At 71.0% G+C, this 24,182-nt stretch carries 24 protein-coding genes; 16 read left to right on the top strand and 8 right to left on the bottom strand.

What is annotated here, in order from left to right:
* Positions 1-194: 194 nt before the first annotated feature.
* The 3 genes from AB0436_RS01590 to AB0436_RS01580 all read left to right on the top strand — a co-directional run bounded on the left by AB0436_RS01590 (position 195) and on the right by AB0436_RS01580 (position 3,675).
* Positions 195-1,226, top strand: a complete 1,032-nt coding sequence (locus AB0436_RS01590; RefSeq protein WP_366465616.1) for an NlpC/P60 family protein — start codon at positions 195-197, stop codon at positions 1,224-1,226.
* Positions 1,227-1,296: 70 nt separating this feature from the next.
* The gene (locus tag AB0436_RS01585) at positions 1,297-2,484 is read left to right on the top strand and encodes a hypothetical protein (RefSeq protein ID WP_366465615.1); all 1,188 of its coding nucleotides are present in this window, start codon (positions 1,297-1,299) and stop codon (positions 2,482-2,484) included.
* Between the two features lie 48 nt (positions 2,485-2,532).
* Positions 2,533-3,675 carry a glycosyltransferase family 4 protein gene (locus tag AB0436_RS01580; protein WP_366465614.1) on the top strand — a complete coding sequence of 381 codons (1,143 nt, stop codon included), beginning with the start codon at positions 2,533-2,535 and terminating at the stop codon, positions 3,673-3,675.
* A 77-nt stretch (positions 3,676-3,752) separates the two neighbouring features.
* Here the strand turns inward: AB0436_RS01580 and AB0436_RS01575 are convergent, their stop codons facing one another.
* On the bottom strand, positions 3,753-5,549 hold the full coding sequence (locus tag AB0436_RS01575) for an AMP-dependent synthetase/ligase (protein WP_366465613.1): 1,797 nt from the start codon (positions 5,547-5,549) through the stop codon (positions 3,753-3,755).
* Between the two features lie 229 nt (positions 5,550-5,778).
* On the opposite strand from AB0436_RS01575, the gene AB0436_RS01570 reads away from it, so the two are divergent.
* The 6 genes from AB0436_RS01570 to AB0436_RS01545 all read left to right on the top strand — a co-directional run bounded on the left by AB0436_RS01570 (position 5,779) and on the right by AB0436_RS01545 (position 10,758).
* Entirely contained in the window at positions 5,779-6,540 is a 762-nt protein-coding gene (locus tag AB0436_RS01570; protein WP_366465612.1) for a metallophosphoesterase, read from the top strand.
* Positions 6,541-6,620: 80 nt separating this feature from the next.
* Positions 6,621-7,091: an SRPBCC family protein gene (locus AB0436_RS01565; RefSeq protein ID WP_366465611.1), complete on the top strand. Its 471-nt coding sequence runs from the start codon at positions 6,621-6,623 to the stop codon at positions 7,089-7,091.
* Positions 7,092-7,098: 7 nt separating this feature from the next.
* On the top strand, positions 7,099-8,286 hold the full coding sequence (locus tag AB0436_RS01560) for an ArsA-related P-loop ATPase (protein WP_366465610.1): 1,188 nt from the start codon (positions 7,099-7,101) through the stop codon (positions 8,284-8,286).
* A 90-nt stretch (positions 8,287-8,376) separates the two neighbouring features.
* Complete coding sequence (locus tag AB0436_RS01555; RefSeq protein ID WP_366465609.1) at positions 8,377-8,865, top strand: DUF5304 domain-containing protein; 489 nt, start codon at positions 8,377-8,379, stop codon at positions 8,863-8,865.
* A 65-nt stretch (positions 8,866-8,930) separates the two neighbouring features.
* Positions 8,931-9,872: an ROK family glucokinase gene (locus tag AB0436_RS01550; RefSeq protein ID WP_366465608.1), complete on the top strand. Its 942-nt coding sequence runs from the start codon at positions 8,931-8,933 to the stop codon at positions 9,870-9,872.
* 91 nt (positions 9,873-9,963) lie between these two features.
* Positions 9,964-10,758: an endonuclease/exonuclease/phosphatase family protein gene (locus tag AB0436_RS01545; protein ID WP_366465607.1), complete on the top strand. Its 795-nt coding sequence runs from the start codon at positions 9,964-9,966 to the stop codon at positions 10,756-10,758.
* 14 nt (positions 10,759-10,772) lie between these two features.
* Here the strand turns inward: AB0436_RS01545 and AB0436_RS01540 are convergent, their stop codons facing one another.
* Positions 10,773-11,330 carry a hypothetical protein gene (locus AB0436_RS01540; protein ID WP_366465606.1) on the bottom strand — a complete coding sequence of 186 codons (558 nt, stop codon included), beginning with the start codon at positions 11,328-11,330 and terminating at the stop codon, positions 10,773-10,775.
* Positions 11,323-12,102, bottom strand: a complete 780-nt coding sequence (locus AB0436_RS01535) for an alpha/beta fold hydrolase (RefSeq protein ID WP_366465605.1) — start codon at positions 12,100-12,102, stop codon at positions 11,323-11,325. Before AB0436_RS01535 ends, AB0436_RS01540 begins: the two co-directional genes overlap by 8 nt.
* A gap of 170 nt (positions 12,103-12,272) precedes the next feature.
* Between AB0436_RS01535 and AB0436_RS01530 the strand changes: the two genes are divergently transcribed.
* The 4 genes from AB0436_RS01530 to AB0436_RS01515 all read left to right on the top strand — a co-directional run bounded on the left by AB0436_RS01530 (position 12,273) and on the right by AB0436_RS01515 (position 16,081).
* Positions 12,273-13,016, top strand: a complete 744-nt coding sequence (locus AB0436_RS01530; RefSeq protein WP_366466113.1) for a lysophospholipid acyltransferase family protein — start codon at positions 12,273-12,275, stop codon at positions 13,014-13,016.
* Between the two features lie 37 nt (positions 13,017-13,053).
* On the top strand, positions 13,054-14,235 hold the full coding sequence (locus AB0436_RS01525) for a DUF5931 domain-containing protein (RefSeq protein WP_366465604.1): 1,182 nt from the start codon (positions 13,054-13,056) through the stop codon (positions 14,233-14,235).
* A gap of 30 nt (positions 14,236-14,265) precedes the next feature.
* Positions 14,266-14,937 carry a response regulator transcription factor gene (locus AB0436_RS01520; RefSeq protein ID WP_366465603.1) on the top strand — a complete coding sequence of 224 codons (672 nt, stop codon included), beginning with the start codon at positions 14,266-14,268 and terminating at the stop codon, positions 14,935-14,937.
* 115 nt (positions 14,938-15,052) lie between these two features.
* Positions 15,053-16,081, top strand: a complete 1,029-nt coding sequence (locus tag AB0436_RS01515; RefSeq protein ID WP_366465602.1) for a 6-phosphofructokinase — start codon at positions 15,053-15,055, stop codon at positions 16,079-16,081.
* 68 nt (positions 16,082-16,149) lie between these two features.
* Here AB0436_RS01515 and AB0436_RS01510 read toward each other — a convergent pair whose 3' ends face one another.
* On the bottom strand, positions 16,150-18,027 hold the full coding sequence (locus AB0436_RS01510; RefSeq protein ID WP_366465601.1) for an anthranilate synthase family protein: 1,878 nt from the start codon (positions 18,025-18,027) through the stop codon (positions 16,150-16,152).
* Positions 18,028-18,141: 114 nt separating this feature from the next.
* The gene (locus AB0436_RS01505) at positions 18,142-18,198 is read right to left on the bottom strand and encodes a trp operon leader peptide (RefSeq protein WP_353961846.1); all 57 of its coding nucleotides are present in this window, start codon (positions 18,196-18,198) and stop codon (positions 18,142-18,144) included.
* Positions 18,199-18,294: 96 nt separating this feature from the next.
* On the opposite strand from AB0436_RS01505, the gene AB0436_RS01500 reads away from it, so the two are divergent.
* Positions 18,295-19,626, top strand: coding sequence for a class II 3-deoxy-7-phosphoheptulonate synthase (locus tag AB0436_RS01500; protein ID WP_366465600.1), 1,332 nt, complete (start codon positions 18,295-18,297; stop codon positions 19,624-19,626).
* A gap of 174 nt (positions 19,627-19,800) precedes the next feature.
* Positions 19,801-20,064, top strand: a complete 264-nt coding sequence (locus AB0436_RS01495) for a (2Fe-2S)-binding protein (protein WP_366465599.1) — start codon at positions 19,801-19,803, stop codon at positions 20,062-20,064.
* 31 nt (positions 20,065-20,095) lie between these two features.
* Here the strand turns inward: AB0436_RS01495 and bfr are convergent, their stop codons facing one another.
* Complete coding sequence (bfr, locus tag AB0436_RS01490) at positions 20,096-20,575, bottom strand: bacterioferritin (protein WP_366465598.1); 480 nt, start codon at positions 20,573-20,575, stop codon at positions 20,096-20,098.
* Positions 20,576-20,729: 154 nt separating this feature from the next.
* Here bfr and AB0436_RS01485 point away from each other — a divergent pair, with 154 nt between their 5' ends.
* Positions 20,730-21,362, top strand: a complete 633-nt coding sequence (locus AB0436_RS01485) for a sulfite oxidase-like oxidoreductase (protein WP_366465597.1) — start codon at positions 20,730-20,732, stop codon at positions 21,360-21,362.
* Between the two features lie 25 nt (positions 21,363-21,387).
* Here the strand turns inward: AB0436_RS01485 and AB0436_RS01480 are convergent, their stop codons facing one another.
* Both AB0436_RS01480 and pknB read right to left on the bottom strand, forming a co-directional pair.
* Positions 21,388-22,239: a deoxyribonuclease IV gene (locus AB0436_RS01480; protein ID WP_366465596.1), complete on the bottom strand. Its 852-nt coding sequence runs from the start codon at positions 22,237-22,239 to the stop codon at positions 21,388-21,390.
* A 5-nt stretch (positions 22,240-22,244) separates the two neighbouring features.
* Positions 22,245-24,167 (bottom strand): Stk1 family PASTA domain-containing Ser/Thr kinase, encoded by a 1,923-nt coding sequence (gene pknB, locus AB0436_RS01475; RefSeq protein WP_366465595.1) that lies wholly within the window; start codon positions 24,165-24,167, stop codon positions 22,245-22,247.
* Positions 24,168-24,182: the final 15 nt, after the last annotated feature.

The raw sequence follows: 24,182 nt of genomic DNA, 5'->3' as shown, positions 1-24,182 counted from the left end.
ATTACCGCGCCGCATACTGACACTCCGCCCCGTCGGTGACCTTGTGGTCTCCGGCGGGGCGTCACTTTGTGCGGCTGCCGGGGCTTTTGGCCGGTGCGTGGTCGCCCGGCTACCCTCCGTCGACGCAGTTCCCGGCAAGGGTCCGCCATCGGGGCGGGGCAGGGGCTGCGCGCAGCGGAAGGAGCGCGGCTGCTGTGGCGTCCCATCGCCGTCCCACCCAGCCCGGCCCCACCCGGAGTGCCCGGGTCACTGTTCTGTCCGCCGCACTGGCCACAGCGGCGGCAGCCCTGGGGGCTGCCCCGGCGGATGCCGAGCCGGGGGCCACGGTCACCCCCAGGGCCGCACGGAGCACGGTGGACGGGTTGTTCGACCAGGCGGAGCAGGCCACCGAGTTGTACGACAGGGCCACCGAGCGCGCGGACCTGCTGCGCGCCCGGCTCGCGCGCACCCAGGACGGCATCGCCCGCGGCCAGCAGCGTCTCAACCTGCTGCGCGGTGCACTGGGCGCGCTGGCCGGTGCGCAGTACCGTGCCGGAGCCATCGACCCGTCGCTCGCCCTGCTGCTCTCCTCGGACCCCGACACGTACCTCGACAGGGCGGCGACGCTGGAGCAGGCAGGTGTTCTGCAAGCCGGTGATCTGCGCCAGGTCCGGCAAGCCCAGCGCGCGCTGGCGCAGCAGCGCGCCGACGCCCACCACGACCTCGACGAGCTGCGCCGCAGCCGCACCCAAGTCGCCCGCCACAAGCGGGCCGTCCAGGAGAAGCTCGACCGGGCGCGCAAGCTGCTGAAGACGCTGCCCACGGCGCAGCGCGCCGTCTACGACCGGGCCTCGCGCTCGGGCGGAGGCGGGCTGCCTCCGCTGGGCGCCCTGCCGGTCTCCGGCCGGGCCGCCGCCGCTGTGCTGGCGGCCCGCGGCGCCGTCGGCCGGCCGTACGTCTGGGGCGCCAACGGGCCGCACGGCTTCGACTGTTCGGGGCTGATGCAGTGGGCATACGCGCAGGCGGGCGTCGCGCTGCCCCGCACCTCGCAGGAACAGCGGTACGCCGGCCGGCAGATCCCGCTGTCCCAGGCCAGGCCCGGCGACCTGGTGGTGTACCGAAGTGATGCCGGCCATGTCGGGATGTACATGGGCAACGGCCAGGTGGTGCACGCTCCGTATCCGGGCGCGCGAGTGCGCTACGACCCGGTCGACATGATGCCGATCTCCTCGGTGACACGCGTCTGAGAGCGGTGCACCCGGGCCACGTACGATCGGCGGCGTGGCAGGCCGGCGGTGTGCGAGGGGACGAAGGCGGGTGGCGGGATGCGGCCTGGCCGTGCTGCTGCTTGCGTCCGGGTGCGCGGCGCCCGCGACGACCGGCATCACGGACCGCGGCATCCAGCAGACCCTCGACCGCCGGGCCGCCGCCGTCCTCGGCCATGACGAGAGCGGATACCTGTCGGCGACCGACCCCGGGGCGACGGGACTGCGGGTCGCGCAGCGCAAGGAGTTCGAGAACCTCGCCGCGGTGCCGCTGCGTTCCTGGACGTACCGGCTCGGCCAGGTACGCCGCCGGGGCGCGGTGGCCACGGCCGAGGTCGAACTCCGGTACCGGATCGCCGGTTACGACAGCGTCCCGGTGATCGCGGCCCGCAGGATGGAACTGGCCGAGCACGGCCGCCGCTGGTACCTCACCGCCGACGGCCCGGGCCGGGGCGCCGGGCAGCAGCTGTGGCAGCAGGGCAAGGTCCAGGTCGTCAAGGGCGAGCACAGCCTGGTACTGGGCGTGCACCGGCCCACCCCGCTGCTGCGGCAGGTGGCGTCCGTGGCCGACCGCGCCGTCCCCGAGGTCCAGTCGGTCTGGCACGGCCCGTGGGCGGGGCGGGTGGTGGTGCTCGTACCGTCGTCGGTGAACTCGATGGCAGCGCTCCTCGGCTCGCCGCCCGCCTCCTATCGGGGTATCGCGGCGGTCACCACCGGGGAGGCGGGTGGCTCGGACACGGCCCCGGCGGACCGGGTGATCATCAACCCGGCCGCCTACGCGATCCTCGGCGACCTGGGAAAGCGAGTGGTCATCACGCACGAGACCACCCACGTCGCCACCCGCGCCCAGACCTCACCGGGCACCCCGCTGTGGCTGTCGGAGGGTTTCGCGGACTGGCTGGGATACCGCGGCACCGGCACCGGCGTGCCGGAGGCGGCCCCGGAGCTCCAGCAGGCGGTGCACAGCGGCGACCTGCCCGGCACGCTGCCCACCGACGCGGACTTCGGCTTCGGCGGGAACGCCGACACCCTCGCGCGGGCCTACGAGGGCGGCTGGCTGGCCTGCCGGATGATCGCGGAGAAGTGGGGCGAGCGGAAGCTCACGGACTTCTACCGCGCGGTCGGCACACACGGCCGACGCGACGGCGCAGTCGAGGCGGCCATGAACGACGTGCTCGCCACGACACCGGAGGACTTCACCGCGCAGTGGCGCGCGTACCTCAGGGCACAACTGGGCTGACCGGCCGGACGGGCACCGGGCCACCGCCGTTCGGTACTGTCGGCGGCGATGCACAAGACCCTGATCGTGACCAATGACTTCCCGCCGCGCCCCGGCGGGATCCAGGCGTTCCTGCACAACATGGCGCTGCGGCTGGATCCCGGACAACTCGTCGTCTATGCCTCCACCTGGAAGCGCGGCAGCGAGGGCGCCGAGGCGACCGCGGCGTTCGACGCGGAGCAGCCCTTCACGGTGGTACGCGACCGGACCACGATGCTGCTGCCGACCCCGCGGGTCACCGCGACCGCGACCCGGCTGCTGCGCGAACACGGCTGCGGCTCCGTGTGGTTCGGGGCGGCCGCTCCGCTCGGTCTGATGGGGCCGGCGCTGCGCAGGGCCGGCGCCGAGCGGCTGGTGGCGACCACCCACGGCCACGAGGCCGGCTGGGCTCAGTTGCCCGCTTCGCGGCAGTTGCTGCGCCGGATCGGCGAGGGCACGGACACCCTGACGTATCTGGGCGAGTACACCCGGTCGCGCATCGCGGCCGCGCTGACCCCGGCCGCCGCGGCGCGCATGGTGCAGTTGCCGCCGGGCGTCGACGAGAAGACCTTCCACCCCGCATCGGGCGGCGACGCGGTGCGCGCGAGGCTCGGGCTCACCGAGCGGCCGGTGGTGGTCTGTGTCTCCCGCCTGGTGCCGCGCAAGGGCCAGGACACCCTGATCCGTGCGATGCCCCGGATCCTGCGGCGGCTGCCCGACGCGGTGCTGCTGATCGTCGGCGGCGGACCGTACGCCGGTGCACTGAGAGAACTGGCAGCCGAGACCGGTGTAGCTGACTCGGTGCGCTTCACCGGGCCTGTCCCGTGGGCGGAACTGCCCGCCCACTACGGCGCGGGTGACGTCTTCGCCATGCCGTGCCGTACTCGCAGGGGTGGGCTCGACGTCGAGGGTCTCGGCATCGTCTACCTGGAGGCGTCGGCGACCGGACTGCCCGTCGTCGCGGGGGACTCGGGCGGCGCGCCCGACGCGGTGCTCGACGGCGAGACCGGCTGGGTGGTCCGGGGCGGCTCCGCCGAGGACACCGCGGACCGGATCGTGACGCTGCTCCAGGACCCGGAGCTGCGGCGGCGGATGGGGGAGCGGGGCCGGGCCTGGGTCGAGGAGAAATGGCGCTGGGACCTGCTCGCGGAAGAACTCAGGACGCTGCTCTGATGATCGGTCCTCGCCCACGGGCGAACGAGTGAGGGGCCCGCGCCTGGGCGCGGGCCCCTCACCGGTACGGCGCGGACTCAGCCGCGGTAGATCGCCTCGATGTCGTCCGCGAAGTCCTTGGCCACCACACTGCGCTTCAGCTTCAGCGACGGTGTGATGTGCCCCGCCTCCTCGGTGAACTGCGCCGGCAGCACCCGGAACTTGCGGACCGACTCGGCCTTGGAGACCGCGGCGTTCCCGTCGTCCACCGCCCGCTGGATCTCGGCGATCAGTTCGGCGTCGTCGCGCAGGCTCGCCGCGTCGGCGCCCGCCGGTTTGCCGTGCTCGGCGGCCCAGCGCGCCAGGAATTCGTCGTCCAGGGTGACCAGCGCACCGACGAACGGCCGTCCGTCACCGACCACCATGCACTCCGCGACCAGGGCGTGCGCCCGGATCCGGTCCTCGATCACCGCGGGGGCGACGTTCTTGCCGCCGGCAGTGACGATGATCTCCTTCTTGCGGCCGGTGATCGCCAGATAGCCGTCCTCGTCGAGGGTGCCGATGTCGCCGGTGTGGAACCAGCCGTCGGCCAGCGCCTCCGCGGTCGCGCCGGGGTTGTTCCAGTACCCGCTGAACAGGTGCTCACCGTGCAGCAGCACCTCGCCGTCGTCCGCGATCCGCACCACCGAACCGGGTAGCGGCTGGCCGACCGTGCCGATCTTCTGGCGGTCCCACGGGTTGAAGGCGGTCGCCGCACACGACTCGGTGAGGCCGTAGCCCTCCAGCACCGTGAAGCCGATGCCCCGGTAGAAGTGGCCGAGGCGCTCGCCCAGCGGAGCGCCACCGGAGATGGCGTACTCACCGCGGCCGCCGAGCACCGCCCGCAGCTTGCTGTAGACCAGCCGGTCGAAGACCTTGTGCTTGAACTTCAGCCCGACGGACGGGCCCTGCGGGGTGCCCAGCGCCCGACTGTAGGCGATCGCGGTGTCCGCGGCCTTGTCGAAGACCTTGCCCTTGCCATCGGCCTGCGCCTTGGCGCGCGCCGAGTTGTAGACCTTCTCGAAGACGCGCGGCACTCCGAGGATCAACGTCGGCCTGAACGCGGCCAGTTCATCGGTGAGGTTCTTGATGTCCGGTACGCAGCCGATCTTGATCGGCGCCATCACGGAGGCCACCTCGACCAGTCGGCCGAAGACGTGCGCGGCGGGCAGGAAGAGCAGCACGGAGCACTCACCGGTGCGGAACAGCGGCCTCAGCCGCTCGACGATGTTTCCGCACTCGGCGAAGAAGCTGCGGTGGGTCAGCACGCAACCCTTGGGGCGGCCGGTGGTTCCCGAGGTGTAGACGATGGTGGCCGGGTCGTCGGCCGTCGCGCGGGAGCTGAGCTCGTCCACGGTGGCGTCCGGGACCCCGGAACCGCCGGTCCGCAGGTCGACGACGGCTCCCCGGTCGATCTGCCAGACGTGCTTCAGCGTGGGCAGCGCGTGCCGTACGTCCTCGATGGCGGCGCTGTGCGCGTCGTTCTCCACGATCACCGCGACCGCGCCGGAGTCGCCGAGGATCCACTGCACCTGCTCGGCCGAGCTGGTCTCGTAGACCGGCACGGTGATCGCACCGGCGCTCCAGATCGCGAAGTCCAGCTGGATCCACTCGTAGCGGGTCCGGGACATCAGGGCGACGCGGTCGCCGGGCTGGACGCCCGCGGCGATCAGTCCCTTGGCCGCGTCGCGCACCTCGGCGAGGAACTGCGTGGCGGTGACGTCGGTCCAGACTCCCGCCACTTTGCGGCCCATGACCGCGACATCGGGATGCTGAGCGGCGTTGCGGCGGATGAGATCCGTCAGATTGCCGTCCGAAGGGACCTCGTACAGAGCCGGAAGGCTGAACTCGCGCAAGACTGCTGCTCCTCTGGTCGACATCGCTGCCGCCACGACTTGACCTGACTGCCCGGACGTTACCCATGAGTAAGCCGTTCCCGATAGGGGGGTCCGGTCAGATGTTCCATGCGTCACACGACACGGGCGTACTTCGCGCAGACTAGTCCACGGATGTCGGGACCCGACGGAAATCGCTGGTCCGGCCGCCCCTATCCAGTCCGGCATCCGGCGTCCTAGGGTGATCGTTATGCGTGTGCATGTGATCAGCGACGTTCATGGCAACACCGAGGGTCTCGCGCGAGCGGGCGAGGGCGCCGATGCGCTGGTCTGCCTCGGCGACCTCGTGCTGTTCCTCGACTACGCCGATCACTCGCGCGGCATCTTCCCCGAGCTCTTCGGCGTCGAGAACGCCGACCGCATCGTGGCGCTGCGCACCGCCCGGCGCTTCGAGGAGGCGCGTGAACTGGGACGCGGGCTCTGGGCGGGGATGGACCGGGACGCCGCGATCCTGTCCGCGGTGCGCAAGCAGTACGCCGCGATGTTCGCGGCTTTCCCCACCCCCACCTACGCCACCTACGGCAATGTGGACGTTCCGCCGCTCTGGGCGGAGTACGCCGAACCGGGCACCACCGTCCTCGACGGGGAGCGGGTGGAGATCGGCGGCCGGGTCTTCGGCTTCGTCGGCGGCGGCCTGCGGACTCCGATGAGGACCCCTTACGAGATCAGCGACGAGGAATACGCCGCCAAGATCGAGGCGCTGGGCGAGGTCGACGTGCTCTGCTCGCACATCCCGCCCGAGGTTCCCGAGCTGGTGTACGACACGGTGGCCCGTCGGTTCGAGCGCGGCAGCCGCGCCCTGCTCGCCGCGATCCGGCGCACCCGGCCCCGGTACTCCCTCTTCGGCCATGTCCACCAGCCGCTGTCCCAACGGGTCCGGATCGGTTCGACGGAGTGCGTCAACGTCGGGCACTTCGCATCCACCTCGCAGCCCTTCGTCCTGGAGTGGTAGTGGCGGTCGGCGCCCCGGTGTACACGCGATAACCTTCACAGCGCATGCACACCGGATCCCGCACTGGAGGAGCCACGGCGATGGCTGAACACACCAGCTCGAGCATCACGATCGAGGCCGCACCGGCCGACGTCATGGGCGTGATCGCCGACTTCGCCCGCTACCCGGAGTGGACCGGCGAGGTGAAGGAGGCCGAGGTGCTCTCCACCGACGCCGAGAACCGCGCCGAACAGGTCCGCCTGGTCCTGGACGCCGGAGCGATCAAGGACGATCACACCCTCGCGTACACCTGGACCGGCGAGAACCAGGTCAGCTGGACGCTGGTGAAGTCCCAGATGCTGCGCGACCTGGACGGCTCGTACACCCTCGTCCCGGCCGGCGCCGGTACCGAGGTCACCTACCGGCTGACCGTCGACGTGAAGATCCCGATGCTCGGGATGATCAAGCGCAAGGCGGAGAAGGTCATCATCGACCGCGCCCTGGCCGGCCTGAAGAAGCGCGTCGAGTCCGGCGCCGCGGCGTCCGACGCCGCCTCGCTGTCCAAGGACTGACGCCGCGATGCATACGGTCCTCGTCACCGGCCTCGGCGGCGCGGGCCGCACCACCGTCGCGGCGGCGACCGCACTCGCGCGCGCCCGCGACGGCGAGCGCGTACTGCTGCTCACCGCCGACCGGGACCCCGGAGAGATCCTGTCTGCCCTCGGGGATGACGGACCGGGGGGCGGGAGCGGCCGGCGCGGTGAGAACGGCCTGCGGGCCGAGCGGATCGACTCGGCGGCCCACTTCCGCAACGAGCTGCTGGCCTTCCAGGAACGCAGCACCGCCGCCCTGGACCTGCTCGGCGCTGCCCGACTCGACGAGGAAGAGCTGACGGAGCTGCCGGGCGCCGAGCAGTTCGCCCTGCTGCACGCGCTGCGCGGCATCGACAGCGCCGCGTGGGACCTCGTCGTCGTCGACCTGCCGCCCGTCCAGGAGGCACTGGCGCTCCTCGCCCTGCCGCAGCAGTTGCGCCGCTACCTGCGGCGGCTGCTGCCGCCCGAACGGCAGGCCGCCCGCGCACTGCGACCGGTGCTCGCCCAGCTCGCCGGCGTACCGATGCCCGCGCCGTGGCTGTACGCGACCGCTGCCCGCTGGGAGGGTGAACTCGCCGCCGTTCAGGACAGGATCGAGGATCCGTCCACCACATTGCGGCTGGTCGTGGAACCGGGGCCCGCCGCGACCCGTGCCCTGTGTACCGCTCGGACCGGAATCGCCCTGCACGGCCACCGCCTCGACCTGGTGGTGGCCAACCGGATGCTGCCCACCGGTTCGCCGGACCCCTGGCTCGGCTCGCTGGCGGCCGAGCAGCAGGACCACGTCAAGGAACTCTCCGAGGCGTTCGAGGCGGTGCTGGAAGTGCCTCATCTCGGCCGCGCCCCGCGCACCGCCGACGACCTGGCACCGCTGGTACCGCTGCCGGCCTGCTCCGGTGAGCCGTCCGCGGCCGCCCCGGCCTGGCGTGTCGAGGACCGGCTGGCCGAGAGCAATGTGCTGGTCTGGCATCTGCCGCTGCCCGGCGCGGTCAAGGAGGACCTCGGATTGGTCCGCCGGGGCGACGAACTCCTGCTCACCGTGGGCCCGTTCCGCAGAACCGTCACCCTGCCGTCGGTGCTGCGCCGTTGCACGGTGGACGGGGCCGGACTGGCCGACGGGGTCCTGAGCGTCCGGTTCACGCCGGATCCCGGTCTGTGGCCGCGGACCAGGTGAACGTGGTATGCCCGTTCGGGTAACGTCGTGAGTACGCATCGCAGCCCTCACCGGCCGCCCCGCCCGCCCGTCCCGTCGCAGGAGTCCGTCATGAGCGAAGCCACCGAGCAGCCCGCAACCGACTCGGACGCCTGGGCGAAGGCGTGCGCCGAGGATCTGGCGGCGGAGAAGGCCCGCCGCCGCGCGGAGTACGGGACACCCCCGGGCTCCGCGGCCGACGAGCTGCGCAAGCTGGTCGACGCGGTCTCCGAGAAGGTCTCCGAGTTCCAGTCCTCACTGCCCGGGATGGCAGCGCAGGGGGCGGTCCAGCAGTTCCTGAGCCAGGCCAGGGCCGCCGTCGGACCGGTCGTCGAACGCAATCCCGACGTCTTCGATCACCTGGCCGCGGCGGGCGGCGAACTCCTGGCCGCCTACCGCTCCGCGGTGCAGAACCACGAGCAGCGCTGGACCGGAGCCGGTGACACCCGGCGGACCGGCGACGCGAAGCGGACCGGCAACAACCGGCCCGGGGACCCGGACGCGAAGAAGGACAACGGCGACGAAGGTCCCGGACCTGCCGAGCACATCGACCTGGACTGACAGGGCACTGCCAGCCCTCGGGTACGGTTGGCCGTAGCGGGGCTCGACCGAAAACTGAGGGACTCATGGGACTCACCATCGGCGTCGACATCGGCGGCACAAAGATCGCGGCTGGAGTGGTCGACGAAGAGGGCGCCATTCTCGATGTGCACAAGGTGCCCACCCCGCCGACCGCCGAAGGCATCGTCGACGCGATCTGCTCGGCAGTCTCCGAGGCCGGCAAGGGACACGACATCGAGGCCGTCGGCATCGGCGCGGCCGGCTATGTGGACGACAAGCGGGCGACCGTTCTCTTCGCGCCGAACATCAACTGGCGGCACGAGCCGTTGAAGGACAAGGTCGAGCAGCGGGTCGGCATGCCGGTCGTCGTCGAGAACGACGCCAACGCGGCGGCCTGGGGCGAATACAGGTTCGGCGCGGGCCAGGGACACGACGACGTCATCTGCATCACCCTGGGCACCGGCCTCGGCGGCGGCATCATCATCGGCAACAAGCTGCGCCGTGGCCGCTTCGGGGTGGCCGCCGAGTTCGGCCACATCCGGGTCGTGCCGGACGGACTGCTGTGCGGCTGCGGCAGCCAGGGCTGCTGGGAGCAGTACGCATCCGGGCGGGCGCTCGTCAGGTACGCGCGGCAGCGGGCCAACGCCACCCCCGAGAACGCGGGGGTCCTGCTCGGTCTCGGCGACGGCACGCCCGAGGGCATCCAGGGCAAGCACATCAGTGCCGCGGCCCGTCAGGGCTGCCCGGTGGCGATCGACTCGTTCCGCGAGCTGGCCCGCTGGGCCGGTGCCGGTCTTGCCGACCTGGCCTCGCTCTTCGACCCGTCGGCGTTCATCGTCGGCGGCGGCGTCTCGGACGAGGGCGAGCTGGTACTCGACCCGATCCGGAAGTCCTTCCGCCGCTGGCTGATCGGCGGCGCCTGGCGACCGCACGCCCAGGTGCTCGCGGCCCAACTGGGCGGTGAGGCCGGCCTGGTGGGCGCGGCGGACCTGGCCCGCCAGGGCTGACTCGTACGACGCGGGCGCCCGCTGTTCCCTCCGGGAGCGGCGGGCGCAGCCGTGTGCCGGGCCGGGGCAACAGCGTCGTAGGGTGGCGGCCATGGCGATCACTACGCTGCCCGAATCCCGTACGGAGAGCGGCTCGGCCGTGATTCGGGTGCTCAGCTACAACATCCGCTCGATGCGCGACGACCGTGCGGCGCTGGCCCGGGTGATCCGCGCCTGCGCCCCCGACCTGGTGCTCGTCCAGGAGGCCCCGCGCTTCTTCCGCTGGCGCAAGGCCGCGGCCTGGCTGGCCTCGCACACCGACCTGGTGGTGCTGAGCGGCGGGGCCACCGCGGCGGGGCCGCTGCTGCTCTGCTCGCTGCGTGCCACGGTGGAACGCACCCAGGACGTCCTGCTGCCGCGCACCCCGGGTCTGCACCGGCGGGGCCTCGCCACCGCGGTGGTCCGGATCGGCGGCGCCAGGCTCGGGGTGCTCAGCTGTCACCTGAGCCTTCAGCCCGACGAGCGGGAGACGCAGGCCGGCCTGCTGCTGGACCGTCTCGACGCGCTGGACGTCCCGCACGCGATCGTGGCCGGCGATCTCAACGACCGCCCCGGCGGCCGAACCTTCCGCCGCCTGGCCGGGGCACTGCAGGACTGCTGGGCGGTGAAACCGTGGGGCGGCGAACACACGTTCCCGGCCGGCCGCCCGCAGCAGCGCATCGACGCCGTCTTCGCCACGGCCGGGGTGGAGGTGTTGGGCTGCGGGGTGCCGCTGACGGTGCCTTCGGCCGATCTCTTCGCCGCCTCGGACCACTTGCCCGTACTGGCCGCGCTGCGGGTACCGGCGTCCGGTAGCCCTCAGGACGGCACCGGGCGCTCGGCGGAAAACGGCTCGAGCCCCGCGTGACACCGTTCCCGGTGCTAGACCACCGCGCCCCGCCCGGGATCATCCTCGCCGTCGTCGTCCGAGCCCATCCGCGCCACCAGTGTCGCGAACCCGCCCACGAACCCGCCGATGCCCAGCGTCGTCAGCCACCACGTCATGTCCCAGCCGAGCAGCACCGCGACCAGTAGCAGCACGGGGCCGCCCACCGCGGCGAGCCAGGCGAACTTGGCCGTGACATCGGCCTCCGGGAGGTCCGGGTCCGGGGGCACGAAGTGGCCCTCGTCCGCCTCGCCCAGGTCGTCGTCCTTCGGTTCGTCGACGCTGTAGTCGCGCGGTCCGCCGACGCCCGGGGCGAAGACGACCGAACTGCCCAGCGGCTTGCCGGTCCCGGTATCCGCTTCCGGATCCTGCTCGGCCGACTCGGACGCCCCGGCGTTGACCTCGTCCTCGAGCAGCGCCAGGTCCTCGACCGACTTGAACGGCTTTGCGCCGACCGGGTCCGCGGGCTGCTCGCCGTAGGCCGCGACGATCGCCGCCCAGGCCGCTTCTTCGTCGATCGGCTGCGGTTCGCGCTCCGCCTCGTTCTCAGCCACCGGTGGTGCTCCCCTTCATCCCGACGCTCGGAGCGAGGCGGCCGATGAACGCGTGGCTCATGTCGAAGATCCGCTCCGCATCGTGGTCCAACGTCGCCACGTGGTAGCTCTGTTCCAGCAGGATCTCCTCGATATCCGTCGACGAGACACGGCTGAGGATGCGCGCCGAGTCGGCCGGCGGGACCACATGGTCCTGCGGGCTGTGCAGCAGCAGCATCGGCTGGGTGACCTGAGGCAGATCGTGGTCGACGAGCCGGAAGAAGGTGCGCAGCGAATGGGCGGAGTGCAGCGGCACCCGGTCGTATCCGATCTCCGCCGAGCCCTCCTTGGCGATGTCGCTGGCGATCCCCTTGGTCGTCCGCACCAGATGGCGGACCACGGGCAGGGCGTGCGCCGCGACGCCGTGCACCTTGTTCCCCGGATTGACCAGAACCAGGCCGGTGACCGCGTCACCGTGCTTGGCGGCCAGCCGCAGCGCGAGTGCACCACCCATCGAGAGGCCGAAGACGAAGACCCGGTGGCACCGGTCGAGCAGCACCCGCAGCTCCTTGTCGACCTCTGCATACCAGTCCTGCCAGCCGGTGACCTGCATGTCCTGCCAGCGGGTGCCGTGACCCGGCAGCAGCGGCAGCGACACCGTCAGCCCGCGTTCCGCCAGGTACTCGGCCCAGGGTCGCAGCGACTGCGGCGATCCGGTGAAGCCATGGCAGAGGAGGACGCCGACATCCCCGCCCTCATGGCGGTACGGCTCGGCTCCAGGAAGCACCGGCACCGGGGACTCCTGTTCGTGAGGTCTCGAATGCGTCAGGTCTCGAATGCGTCAGGTCTCGAAAGGTGTACTTCACCGTACGCGACCGGACCGACACCGACCAGGGCCGTCACCGACGCCGGCCAGGGATGAGAACGATAAGCTCGTACGACAGTCACAGGAAGGCACCCGAGTTGATCTACGGCGCAATGAAGTTCGCCATCGGGGGATCGCTGAAGGTCGCCTTCAGGCCCTGGGTGGAGGGCCTCGAGAACATCCCCGCCGACGGTCCCGCGATCCTGGCCAGCAACCATCTCTCCTTCTCGGACTCCTTCTTTCTGCCCGCGGTGCTGGACCGCAAGGTCACCTTCATCGCCAAAGCCGAGTACTTCACATCGCCGGGGGTGAAGGGCAAGCTGACCGCGGCCTTCTTCAAGGGCGTGGGTCAGCTGCCGGTGGACCGCTCGGGCAGCCGCGGGGCGGGTGAGGCAGCCGTCAAGAGCGGCGTGGACGTGCTCGCGCGCGGTGAGCTGTTCGGTATCTATCCGGAGGGCACTCGCTCACCCGACGGCCGTCTCTACCGGGGCAAGCCCGGCGGACTGGCCCGGGTGGCGCTCGCCTCAGGGGCGCCGGTCATCCCGGTCGCGATGATCGACACCGAGAAGATCCAGCCCCCCGGTCAGGTGATGCCCAAGCTCATGCGCCCGGGCATCAGGATCGGTCAGCCGCTCGACTTCAGCCGGTACCACGGTATGGAGGGCGATCGCTTCATCCTGCGGTCGGTGACCGACGAGGTCATGTACGAGATCATGAAGCTCTCCGGCCAGGAGTACGTGGACATCTACGCGACCGCCGCCAAGCGACAGATCGCCGAACGGGACAAGGCCGAGAAGGCGACGAAGGCGGCGGCAGAGGAGGCGGAAGGTCCCGGCAACTAGCCGGGCCGTCCGTTCGGGTGGGACAGCGGGGGGAAGCATGGCGAAGGAGCGGCGCGAGCGCGCCGTACGGATGTCGGTGGAGCAGCCGCTGTGGCGCGCCCTGACCGGGTACCGCCTGCTGACCATGGTGTACGCGCTCCTGCTCTTCGGTTTCGCCTACCAGAAGTTCCACCGCCCCTGGGTGGCCATCGGCTATCTCGTGGTGCTGTCCGGCTGGACACTGGCCACGATTCCCCGGGTGGCCAACGCCGCCAGTTGCACCAAGCGCTTCCTCTGCGCCGACCTCACCGTCGCCCTCGCCGGCATCCTGCTCACCCCGGTCGCGGACTCGCACAGCCGGGTCATGCACGGTGCGACGACACTGCCGTCCATCTGGACAGCGGGCTCCGTGATCGCCTTCGCCATCAAGGGCGGCTGGCGGTGGGCGGCGTTCGCGTCCTCCCTGGTGGCCGTCGCCGATCTCGTCGAGCGTGGCTCACCGACCCGGGACACCGTGCACAATGTGCTGCTGGTCTGGATCGCCTCCATCGCCATCGGCTACATCGTGGAGGTGGCCCGCGCCTCCGAGCGCACCCTCGCGCGTGCCCTGGAGATCGAGGCGGCGACCCGGGAACGCGAGCGGCTGGCCCGCGGCATCCACGACAGCGTGCTGCAGGTCCTCGCCATGGTGCAGCGGCGCGGCGCCGAACTGGGCGGCGAATCGGCCGAGCTGGGCCGGCTGGCGGGGGAGCAGGAGATCGCCCTGCGCACCCTGGTCACCAGCGGCCTCGTGCCCGCCCAGCGGGGACGCACCGAGGACCAGCCACTGCCGGCCGGTCCTTGTGATCTGCGTACGCTGCTCGCCCCCTTCGCCGGGTCGAGGGTCAGCTTCGCGGAACCCGGGGCGCCGGTGCTGCTGGCAGCCGCGGTGGCGAACGAGCTGACGGCCGCTGTCAGTGCCGCCCTGGAGAATGTGCGCAGACACGCGGGGGAGAATGCTCAGGCCTGGATCCTGGTGGAGGACGAGCCCGCCGAGGTGACGGTGACCGTGCGGGACGACGGCCCGGGCATCCCGGCGGGGCGGCTCGCGGTGGCCGAGGGGGAGGGCCGCCTCGGCGTTGCCCAGTCGATCCGCGGCCGGCTGCGGGATCTGGGCGGCCGCGCCGAGCTGATCTCGGTGCCCGGCCAGGGCACGGAAGTAGAACTGACGGTTCCCCGGGGGAAGGCAGTACGGACATGAAGGCAGTACGGACATGAAGGCAGTACGGACATGAACGAGCAGCCGACGGTCAAGGTGATGGTGGTCGACGACCATCCGATGTGGCGGGACGCGGTCGCCCGGGATCTGGCCGCCGCCGGCTTCGATGTGGTCGCTACCGCGGGGGACGGCCCGCAGGCGGTGCGCCGTGCCCGTGCCGTCACACCCGATGTGCTGGTCCTCGATCTCAACCTGCCCGGGATACCGGGCGTTCAGGTCTGCAAGGAGCTCGTCGGGGCGGACCCGAAGCTGCGGGTGCTGGTGCTCTCCGCGAGCGGCGAGCACGCCGACGTACTCGAAGCGGTGAAGTCCGGCGCCACCGGCTACCTGCTGAAGTCGGCCAGTACCCAGGAGCTGACCGATGCGGTGCGCAGCACCGCGGTCGGTGACCCGGTCTTCACCCCCGGCCTGGCCGGACTGGTGCTCGGTGAGTACCGCAGGCTCGCCTCCGACCCCGCGCCGGCCGCCTCCGACGAACCCGGGGCCCCGCAGCTCACCGAGCGCGAGACCGAGGTGCTTCGGCTGGTCGCCAAGGGGCTGAGCTACAAGCAGATCGCCGAACGCCTGGTCATCTCGCACCGGACCGTCCAGAACCACGTACAGAACACCCTCGGCAAGCTCCAGCTGCACAACCGGGTCGAGCTGGTCCGGTACGCCATAGAGCGTGGCCTGGACGACGCCTGACGGACTCAACGCACCGTTCCCGGACGGGAATTGACCGTACGCACTATCCCTTGGTGACCTGGGTCACCGTAGCGTGGTCGGCAGGGCTTCTTCCACTGCGAAGGGACGTGCTTCCATGCGGGTCGGAGTACTGACCGGGGGCGGCGACTGCCCCGGTCTCAACGCGGTCATCAGGGCTGTCGTCCGCAAGGGCGTGCAGGAGTACGGCTACGAGTTCACCGGATTCAAGGACGGCTGGCGCGGCCCCCTGGAGGGCGACACCGTCCGGCTCGACATCCCGGCGGTACGCGGCATCCTGCCCCGGGGCGGCACCGTCCTCGGGTCGTCGCGGACCAACCCCTTCCAGGTCGAGCACGGCGTCCGCCGGGTCAAGGAGAACCTCGCCGCCTACGAGGTCGACGCACTGATCGTGATCGGCGGTGAGGACACACTGGGCGTGGCCGGCCGGCTCTGGGACGAGTACGGAGTCCCCTGTGTCGGCGTGCCGAAGACCATCGACAACGACCTCTCGGCCACCGATTACACCTTCGGCTTCGACACCGCCGTCGGCATCGCCACCGAAGCCATCGACCGCCTGCACACCACCGCGGAATCGCACATGCGGGTCCTGGTCGTCGAGGTGATGGGCCGGCACGCCGGCTGGATAGCCCTGCACTCCGGACTGGCGGGCGGGGCCAACGTCATCCTCATCCCCGAGCAGCGCTTCGACGTCGACCAGGTCTGCTCCTGGGTCACCTCCCGTTTCAAGGCGTCCTACGCCCCCATCGTGGTCGTCGCGGAGGGCGCGATGCCGAAGGACGGCGAAGCGGTACTGAAGGACGGCACCCTGGACTCGTTCGGGCACGCGCGCCTCTCCGGGGTGGGCGAATGGCTCGCCACACAAATCGAGAAACGCACCGGCAAGGAGGCCCGCACGACGGTCCTCGGCCACGTCCAGCGGGGCGGCACCCCCAGCGCGTTCGACCGCTGGCTGGCCACCAGGTTCGGGCTGCACGCGATCGATGCGGTACGGGAGGGGGACTTCGGGGCGATGGTGGCGTTGCGGGGGACGGACATCGTGCGGGTGCCGATCGCGGTCGCGACCGCGGAACTGAAGACGGTGGACCCGGGCCTGTACAAGGAGGTCGGCGTCTTCTTCGGCTGACCCGGAGGGTGGCCTCGAGCGCCGGCCGGGCTGTATGGGCCCCCGCGGCAGCGGCGACCCCCCGCTGCCTACACCCGCACCGCGGCGAGCACCCCCTCCAGAACCCCCGCACCGTCCAGCGTCAGCACCGACTCCGGGTGGAACTGAACCCCGGCGAACCCCGGCCCCCGCACCGCGTGCACCTCGCCGCTCACCGCATCGCGGCTCACCTCGATGCGGTGCATCGCCAGCTCCGCCGCCGCCCGGTCGTCGCACCGGGCGGTGTACGAGTTGTAGAAGCCGACGGTCTCCGGCCGGCCGAAGAAGTCGATCCGCTCCTGGGCGCCCTGGTAGGGGACCTCCTTGCGGACGATGTCCAGGCCCAGTTCGGCCGCGATCAGCTCGTGGCCCAGGCAGACCCCGAGCAGCCCGTGCCGGTGCTCGCGGAGCAGCTCCGCGGTGAGGCCGCGCAGAAAGCTCATCTTGGGGTCGGCCGCGTCCCGGGGATCGCCCGGCCCGGGCCCGAGTACCACCGGGCCCCGGTGGGCGCTGACCGCGGACCGCAGACCGGGTTCGTCGTAACGCCGTACCGTCACGTCCAGGCCGGAGGCCCGCAGCAGATGGGCGAGCATCGAGGTGAAGGTGTCCTCCGCGTCCACCACCAGCGCGCTTCCGGTCAGCACGGCACCCTGTGCGGCGGGCGCACCGTCCCGCATCCGCAGCCAGAACGGCGCCAGATCGCCGCGCCGGGACTCCAGCGCGGCCTGCACCCGCGGGTCGTCGCCGAGGCGTGCGGCCGCGGCGGCAGGCCGGGGACGGCCGGACCGTACGCCGAGTGCCGCGAGCACTCCGGCCGCCTTGGCATGGGTCTCGGCGACCTCGCTCGCCGGGTCCGAGTGGCGTACCAGCGTCGCGCCGACCGGCACCCGCAGCCCGCCGTCGGCCGCGATGTCGGCGGTACGGATCAGAATCGGCGAATCCAGCGTCCGGGCGCCGCCGGCGTCCCGCCCGATCAGCGCCAGCGCGCCCGCGTAGTAACCCCGCCCTCCCACCTCGTGCCGTTCGATCACCCGGCAGGCGTTCTGCACCGGCGACCCGGTGACGGTCGCCGCGAACATCGTCTCCTTCAGCACCTCGCGCACATCCAGCGAACTGCGCCCCCGCAACTCGTACTCGGTGTGGGCGAGATGGGCCATCTCCTTGAGCCGCGGCCCGACGACGACCCCGCCCATATCACCTACGGTGCACATCATTTTGAGCTCCTCGTCGACCACCATGGAGAGCTCCTCGGTCTCCTTGCGGTCGCCGAGGAAGCCCAGCAGCGCCTCGGCCGTCGGTCCCTCGGGCGGATAGCGGAAGGTGCCGCTGATGGGGTTCATCACCACCGTTCCGCCGGACATCCGGACATGCACCTCCGGACTGGCACCGACCAGGGTGCGTTCCCCGGTGTGCACCACGAAGGTCCAGTACGCGCCCCGCTCACCGGCGAGCAGCCGACGGAAGAGGGCCAGCGCGTCCGCCCGGCCGAAGCCAGGCACCGAGCCGGTGTAGGTGCGGCGGATGACGAAGTTGGCCCCTTCGCCCTGCCCGATCTCGTCCTCGACGACCCGCCGCACGATGTCCTCGTAGGCGTCGTCGGTGACGTCGAACCCGCCGTCCTCGACCCGTACGGCGTGGTCCGGCAGGGTGGCGAGCGCCTCGGCGAGCGGCAGCTCGTACGTTTCGTCCGCGACCAGCACCGCCAGCGGAGTGCCGTCGTCGCGGACGTCGAAGCCGCGCTCCCTGATCTGCCGGAAGGGCACCAGAGCGAGAACCGGCCGGTCGCCGTCGGCCGGGATGTCGGCGAGCCGCTCGACCTCCCGCACCTCACCGATCAGCAGCTCGACGATGGCGTGGTCGTGACCGGGGGTGCGCCGGCGCAGCAGCGCGAAGGGGCGGTGGTCGTTCAGCAGTCCGCTGACAAGCATCGATGGTGTTCCTTCCGAGTTCCCCGGGGGCCCGGGGCGGGTGGGGAGGAACGGCCGGTGAAAACACGGAAGGCCGCCCCTCGGGCGGCCTTCGCTTCGTCTGTGCGCGCGATGTCAGTGGGCCGCCGGATGAGCGGTCCACCACCAGTTTCGAGTCGTCGTCGCGAACATGTGCAGGACTCTAGCCGATCGACCGGGCTCCGGGGAGGTGTCTCAATGGATGGGCGGAGGGCCGCACGCACCGGGCAAGGCCGTAATGTTGTGCGGGTGACCGTGAACGTGAACACCTGGCGAGACCTTCCCGCGGCGCAGCAGCCCCAGTACCCGGATGCCGAGGCCCTGCGCGACGCCATCGGGGACCTCCGCACCTATCCGCCGCTCGTCTTCGCGGGCGAGTGCGACCAGCTGCGCGACCGGCTGGGCGCCGTGGCCAGGGGCGAGGCGTTCCTCCTCCAGGGCGGCGACTGCGCCGAGGCCTTCGACGCGGTGTCCGCCGAGCACATCAGGGCGAAGCTGAAGACGCTTCTCCAGATGAGCGCCGTGCTCACCTATGCCGCCTCCGTCCCGGTCGTCAAGGTCGGCCGGATCGCCGGTCAGTACTCCAAGCCGCGCTCCAAGGACACCGAGACCCGCGACGGCGTGACCCTGCCCACCTACCGTGGCGACTCGGTCAACGGCTTCGACTTCGACGAGAAGTCCCGGGTCCCCGACCCGGAGCGGCTGAAGCGGATGTACCACGCCTCCGCGTCGACGCTGAACCTGGTCCGTGCCTTCACCACCGGTGGCTACGCCGACCTGCGTCAGGTGCACGCCTGGAACCAGGACTTCGTGAAGTCGTCGCCCTCGGGTCAGCGTTACGAACAGCTCGCCCGCGAGATCGACAGCGCCCTCAACTTCATGAAGGCCTGCGGTACCGATCCCGCGGAGTTCCGCGCGGTCGAGTTCTACGCCTCCCACGAGGCGCTGCTCCTCGACTACGAGTCCGCGCTGACCCGTACCGACTCGCGCACCGGCAAGCTCTACGACACCTCCGGCCACATGGTCTGGATCGGCGAGCGCACCCGGCAGCTCGACCACGCGCACATCGAGTTCGCCGCGCAGGTCCGCAACCCGGTCGGTGTGAAGCTCGGCCCGACGACCACCCCGGAGGAGGCGCTCAGCTACATCGAGCGGCTCGACCCGGACCGCGAGCCCGGACGGCTGACGTTCATCGTCCGGATGGGCGCCGACAAGGTCCGCGACAGGCTGCCGAACCTCGTGGAGAAGGTCACCGCGTCCGGCGCCCAGGTCGTCTGGGTGACCGACCCGATGCACGGCAACACCTTCGAGGCCGCCTCGGGCCACAAGACGCGCCGCTTCGACGACGTGCTCGACGAGGTCAAGGGGTTCTTCGAGGTCCACAAGAGCCTCGGTACGCACCCCGGCGGCATCCACGTCGAGCTGACCGGTGACGACGTCACCGAGTGCGTCGGCGGCGGCGACGAGATCTTCGTCGACGATCTGCACCAGCGCTACGAGACGGCCTGCGACCCGCGGCTCAACCGCAGCCAGTCGCTCGACCTGGCGTTCCTGGTGGCGGAGATGTACCGCGACCAGTAGGCCGGCCGGATTGCGACGAGCGGAGCGAAGCACGGGCCGTGGGGCGCGGATCACATCGATCCGGACTCCACGGCCCTTTTGCGACACTCGACCGGGCGGGTAAGGTTAGGTTAGCCTCACCGAGAGACATCGGGATGGCGGCCGCCAGCGATCCCGCCCGGGAGGTGAATCCACGTGTTTGTCTGCTCATGCTTCGGAGTGACCGAGCAGCAGGTCAAGGAACACGCGGACGCGGGCGCGTGCACACCGCGCCAGATTGCGTCGGCCAGCAAGGCCGGTACGGACTGCGGCGGTTGCGTACGCAGCATCCAGGCGCTGCTCGGCCGGGGCAACTGCCCCCGCCGCGAGTTGCTCGACCAGGGGATGCCCGCCCTGGCGTCGCCCGTCCCGGCACCGGCGGCCACCGGAGCTCCGCCGCCGCTCCCCGAAGCGGCGTGAGCGGCGTCATCCGCCGCCCGTCGGCCGCCGGTCAGCTGTCCGGCTGCTCGATCAGCTGGGCGATGTAGAGCGGCTCGCCGAGCTTCTCCACCAGCTCCAGCTGGGTGTCGAGGTAGTCGATGTGGTGCTCCTCGTCGGCCAGGATCGACTCGAAGATGTTCGCGGACGTGATGTCGCCCTTGTTCCGCATGACCTCGATGCCGCGCTTGAGGCGATCGACGGCCTCCGCCTCGACCTGCCGGTCCGCCTGGAACATCTCGGTGACGGTCTGGCCGACCCGGACATGGAAGAGCCGCTGGTAGTTCGGCAGGCCCTCCAGGAACAGGATCCGGTCGGTGAGGATCTCCGCGTGCTTCATCTCGTCGAACGACTCGGACCGGGTGTACTTCGCCAGCTTGGTCCAGCCGAAGTTCTCCTGCATCTTCGCGTGCAGGAAGTACTGGTTGATCGCCGTGAGCTCGGCGGTCAACTGTTCGTTGAGAAACTCGATGACCTCGGGGTCGCCCTGCATCGCAGAGACTCCTTCCAGGCGTGGGTCCGGGCTGGTCCCGGGCATCCTCGCACCGCCTCGGAAGAGCGTCCAGTAAGTGGAGGCTTAGTATGAGTTGCCCGAATCGGCGCCTGCCTGGTCATGACCACCCTGCGCGGTCTGTCACCATGGAGTCATGGGTCAGCCGGAAAGCCGGGAGCAGCAGGGGGCGGCACAGTCGGAGCTTCCACCGGGGCAGCGGCTGCAGCGCGGCTGGCCGGTCACCCACTACGGGCCGGTCCCCAAGTTCAAGCCCGACCGCTGGGAGTTCCGGGTCTTCGGCGCCACCGCGGACGGGGACAAGCACTGCTGGAACCACGAGGAGTTCTCGGCGCTGCCGTTCTCCACCGTGACCGCCGACCTGCACTGTGTCACAAAATTCTCCATGCTCGGGGCTGAATGGGGTGGGGTGCAGGCCCGTACGGTCGTCGAGCTCGCGCCGCCGGCGCCCCAGGTCACCCATGTCATGGTCTGGGCGGAGTACGGCTACAGCGCCAATCTGCGGCTCGCCGACTTCACCGACGAGCGGGCGCTCTTCGCCACCCACAAGGCCGGTGAACTGCTCACCGCCGAGCACGGCTTCCCGCTGCGCCTCATCGTGCCGCATCTGTACGCCTGGAAGGGCCCCAAGTGGGTTCGCGGCATCGAGTACATGACCGCGGACCGGCGCGGCTTCTGGGAGGAGCGCGGCTACCACAACCTCGGTGACCCCTGGCGGGAGCAGCGCTATTCGTACCAGGAGGAGCCGGGCGACGGCCCGGAGCTCTGACCTGCGTCCGTGCCGGCCGACCGGATCAGCGGCGGAGCGACTTCAGCCGCTTGACGTCCGCGATGTGCCCTTCCTTGGCGCCCGGCGTCTCGATCACCAGCGGTACGCCTTCGGCCGCCGGATGCGTGAGCAGCTCCCGGAAGGGCTCCTCCCCGATGTAACCGGAACCGATGTTCGCGTGGCGGTCCCGGTGCGCGCCGGCCGCTTCCTTGGAGTCGTTGGCATGGATCAGCTTCAACCGGCCTTCGCCGACCGTGCCCACCAGCAGATCCAGCGTCTGTTTCATCCCGCCGGGTCCGGCGAGATCATGGCCCGCCGCGAAGATGTGACAGGTGTCGAGGCAGACGCCCAGCCGGGGGTGCGCATCGAGCGCATCGAAGTACGGGCCGAAGTCCCAGGTGCGCGAGCACAGTGAGGCGCCCTGGCCCGCCGTCGACTCCAGGAGCAGAAACGGGTCGTCGTCATGGGTGAGCTCGTCGAGCAGCGGCAGCATCCGCTCACGGACCTGAGCCAGCGCCTCCGCCCGCGGACGGCCGCCGGTCGCCGAGCCGGTGTGCACCACCACGCCCAGCGCGCCTATGTCCCGGCCGCGGCGCAGCGAATGCCGCAGCGAGTCCACCGACTGCTGCACGGTCGCCTCGGTGTGCGAGCCGAAGTTGATCAGATACGGGGCGTGCACATAGGCCACGATCGACTCGGCCGCGCATTCCTCGCGGAACCGCTCGTCCTGCGCCGCGTTGCCGGCCGGTAGCGCCCAGCCGCGCGGATTGGCCACAAAGACCTGCACGGCTTCCGCGCCGAGCTCACGGGCATAGGCGAGCCCGGTCCTGGCCAGGCCGCCGGCGACCGGGACATGCCCGCCGATGGGGTTGCGCACGTCCTTCAGAGCCCCTTGGTCGTGATGGTGATGGTGCCGCCCTCGGGAGCTCGGTCGCCGCCTTCTACGGACTGGCTCTCGACCGTGTCGCTGAAGGAGAGGAACGGACGTTTGACATGGACCTTGAAGCCCTTGTCGGTCAGCGTCTTCTTCGCGTCGTCCACGTTGTCGCCCGTCACATCGGGCACGTCGATCATCCGGGGTCCCTTGGACACCGTCAGCGTGACCGTGTCGCCCTCGGCCGCCTGCGCGCCCTCCGCCGGCGACTGCTTGGCGACATCGCCCGCGTCCTGCTCGGAGTTGATCTGCTCCGTCGCGACCCTGACCTTCAGACGCAGCTTCTGCAGGTCCGCGGTGGCCTCGTCCACGGACTCCCCGGTCACATCCGGCACGTCCACCGGGGCACCCTTGGAGACGACCAGGGCGACCGCGGAATCCGCATGGCGCTCCGTGCCGGAGACCGGGTCCGTCCGGATGACCTCACCGCGGTCGATTTCTTCGCTGAACTCCCTGGTCGCCATGCCGGCGCCCAGCCCCGCCTTCGCCAGATCACGCTTCGCTTCGGCCAGTGGCTCGCCCGCGACGTCCGGAATCTTCACCATCTCGGGGCCGCGGGACACCACGAGCGTCACCGCGTCGTGGTCGCGGATCCGGGCGCCCGATGCGGGATCGCTGTCCATGACCGTGCCGCGCTCGAAGGCGTCGCTGTATGCCCGCTTGGTCTTCTTCACGTCGAGGCCGGCCGCCGTGAGCCGTGACTTCGCCGTCTTCTCCGTCTGCCCGAGCAGCGAAGGCACCCGGGTGAACTGCCCCGAGTTGATGTACCAGACCCCGGCCCCCACTCCCAGCACCAGCAGCACGGCGACGACCGAGGCGATCAGCCCGCGGCCGGCCCGCCGGTTGCGCCGCCCGGGCGGCCGCTGCGGCTCCGGCGGCGCGGGCATCTCCAGCCTGCTCGTACGGTTGACGCCCGCGGCGGGCAGGGCACGCGGGATCACGTTCGTACGGTCCTCGGAGCCGCTCGCCGGACGCTGCCCGGCCTCGCTGTCCAGTGCCTGCGGCGGCACCGTGTCGAGCTGCTGGTCGCTGAGCGCCGCCCGGCTCTCCCGGACCTGGCGGAGCAGCGCCACCGCGTCGTGCGGCCGCGCGTCGGGGGTGCGGGCGGTGGCGCTCGCCACCAGCTCGTCCAGCGCGGCGGCCAGCCCGGGCACGACCTCGGACGGCGCGGGCACACCGTCATTGAGGTGCTGGTAGAGGACCTGCGCCGGGGTCTCGCCGGAGTGCGGCTTGGCGCCCGTCAGCATCTCGTACAGCACCACGCCGCAGGCATAGACGTCGGAACGGGTGTCGGTCGTGCCGTGCTCGATCTGCTCCGGGGCGAGGTAGGAGACGGTGCCCAGAATCGTCCCGGTGCTGCTGGTCTCGGTGCCGACGGCCCGCACCAGGCCGAAGTCGGCGACCTTGACCCGGCCGTCGTCCCCGATCAGTACGTTCTCCGGCTTCATGTCGCGGTGCACGAACCCGGCCCGGTGCGCGGCGCCGAGCGCGGCCAGCACCGGCTCCAGGATGTCCAGAGCCGCCCGGGGGCGAAGTGCGCCGCGCTCACGCAGCACGTCACGGAGGGTGCACCCGGCGACGTACTCCATCGCGAGATACACATACGCGCCGTCCGCGCCCTGATCGAACATGCCGACCACATTGGGATGGTCGAGCCGCGCGACGGACTTGGCCTCACGGATGAAACGCTCCACGAACGTGGCGTCCACGGCCAGTGCGGGGTGCATCACCTTGAGTGCGAGCACCCGGTCCAGCCGGGTGTCGACGGCCCGGTAGACCGTGGCCATGCCACCGACGGCGATACGCGCCTCCACGCGGTAGCGGCCGTCGAGCAGCTGCCCGACGAGGGGGTCCTTGAGGGTCGTGTCCACGAAGCGAGTGTACGA

The sequence above is a fragment of the Streptomyces sp. NPDC051322 genome (assembly GCF_040689485.1).
Lineage (GTDB): Bacteria > Actinomycetota > Actinomycetes > Streptomycetales > Streptomycetaceae > Streptomyces.
This window is presented reverse-complemented; position numbering and strand designations above follow the sequence as displayed.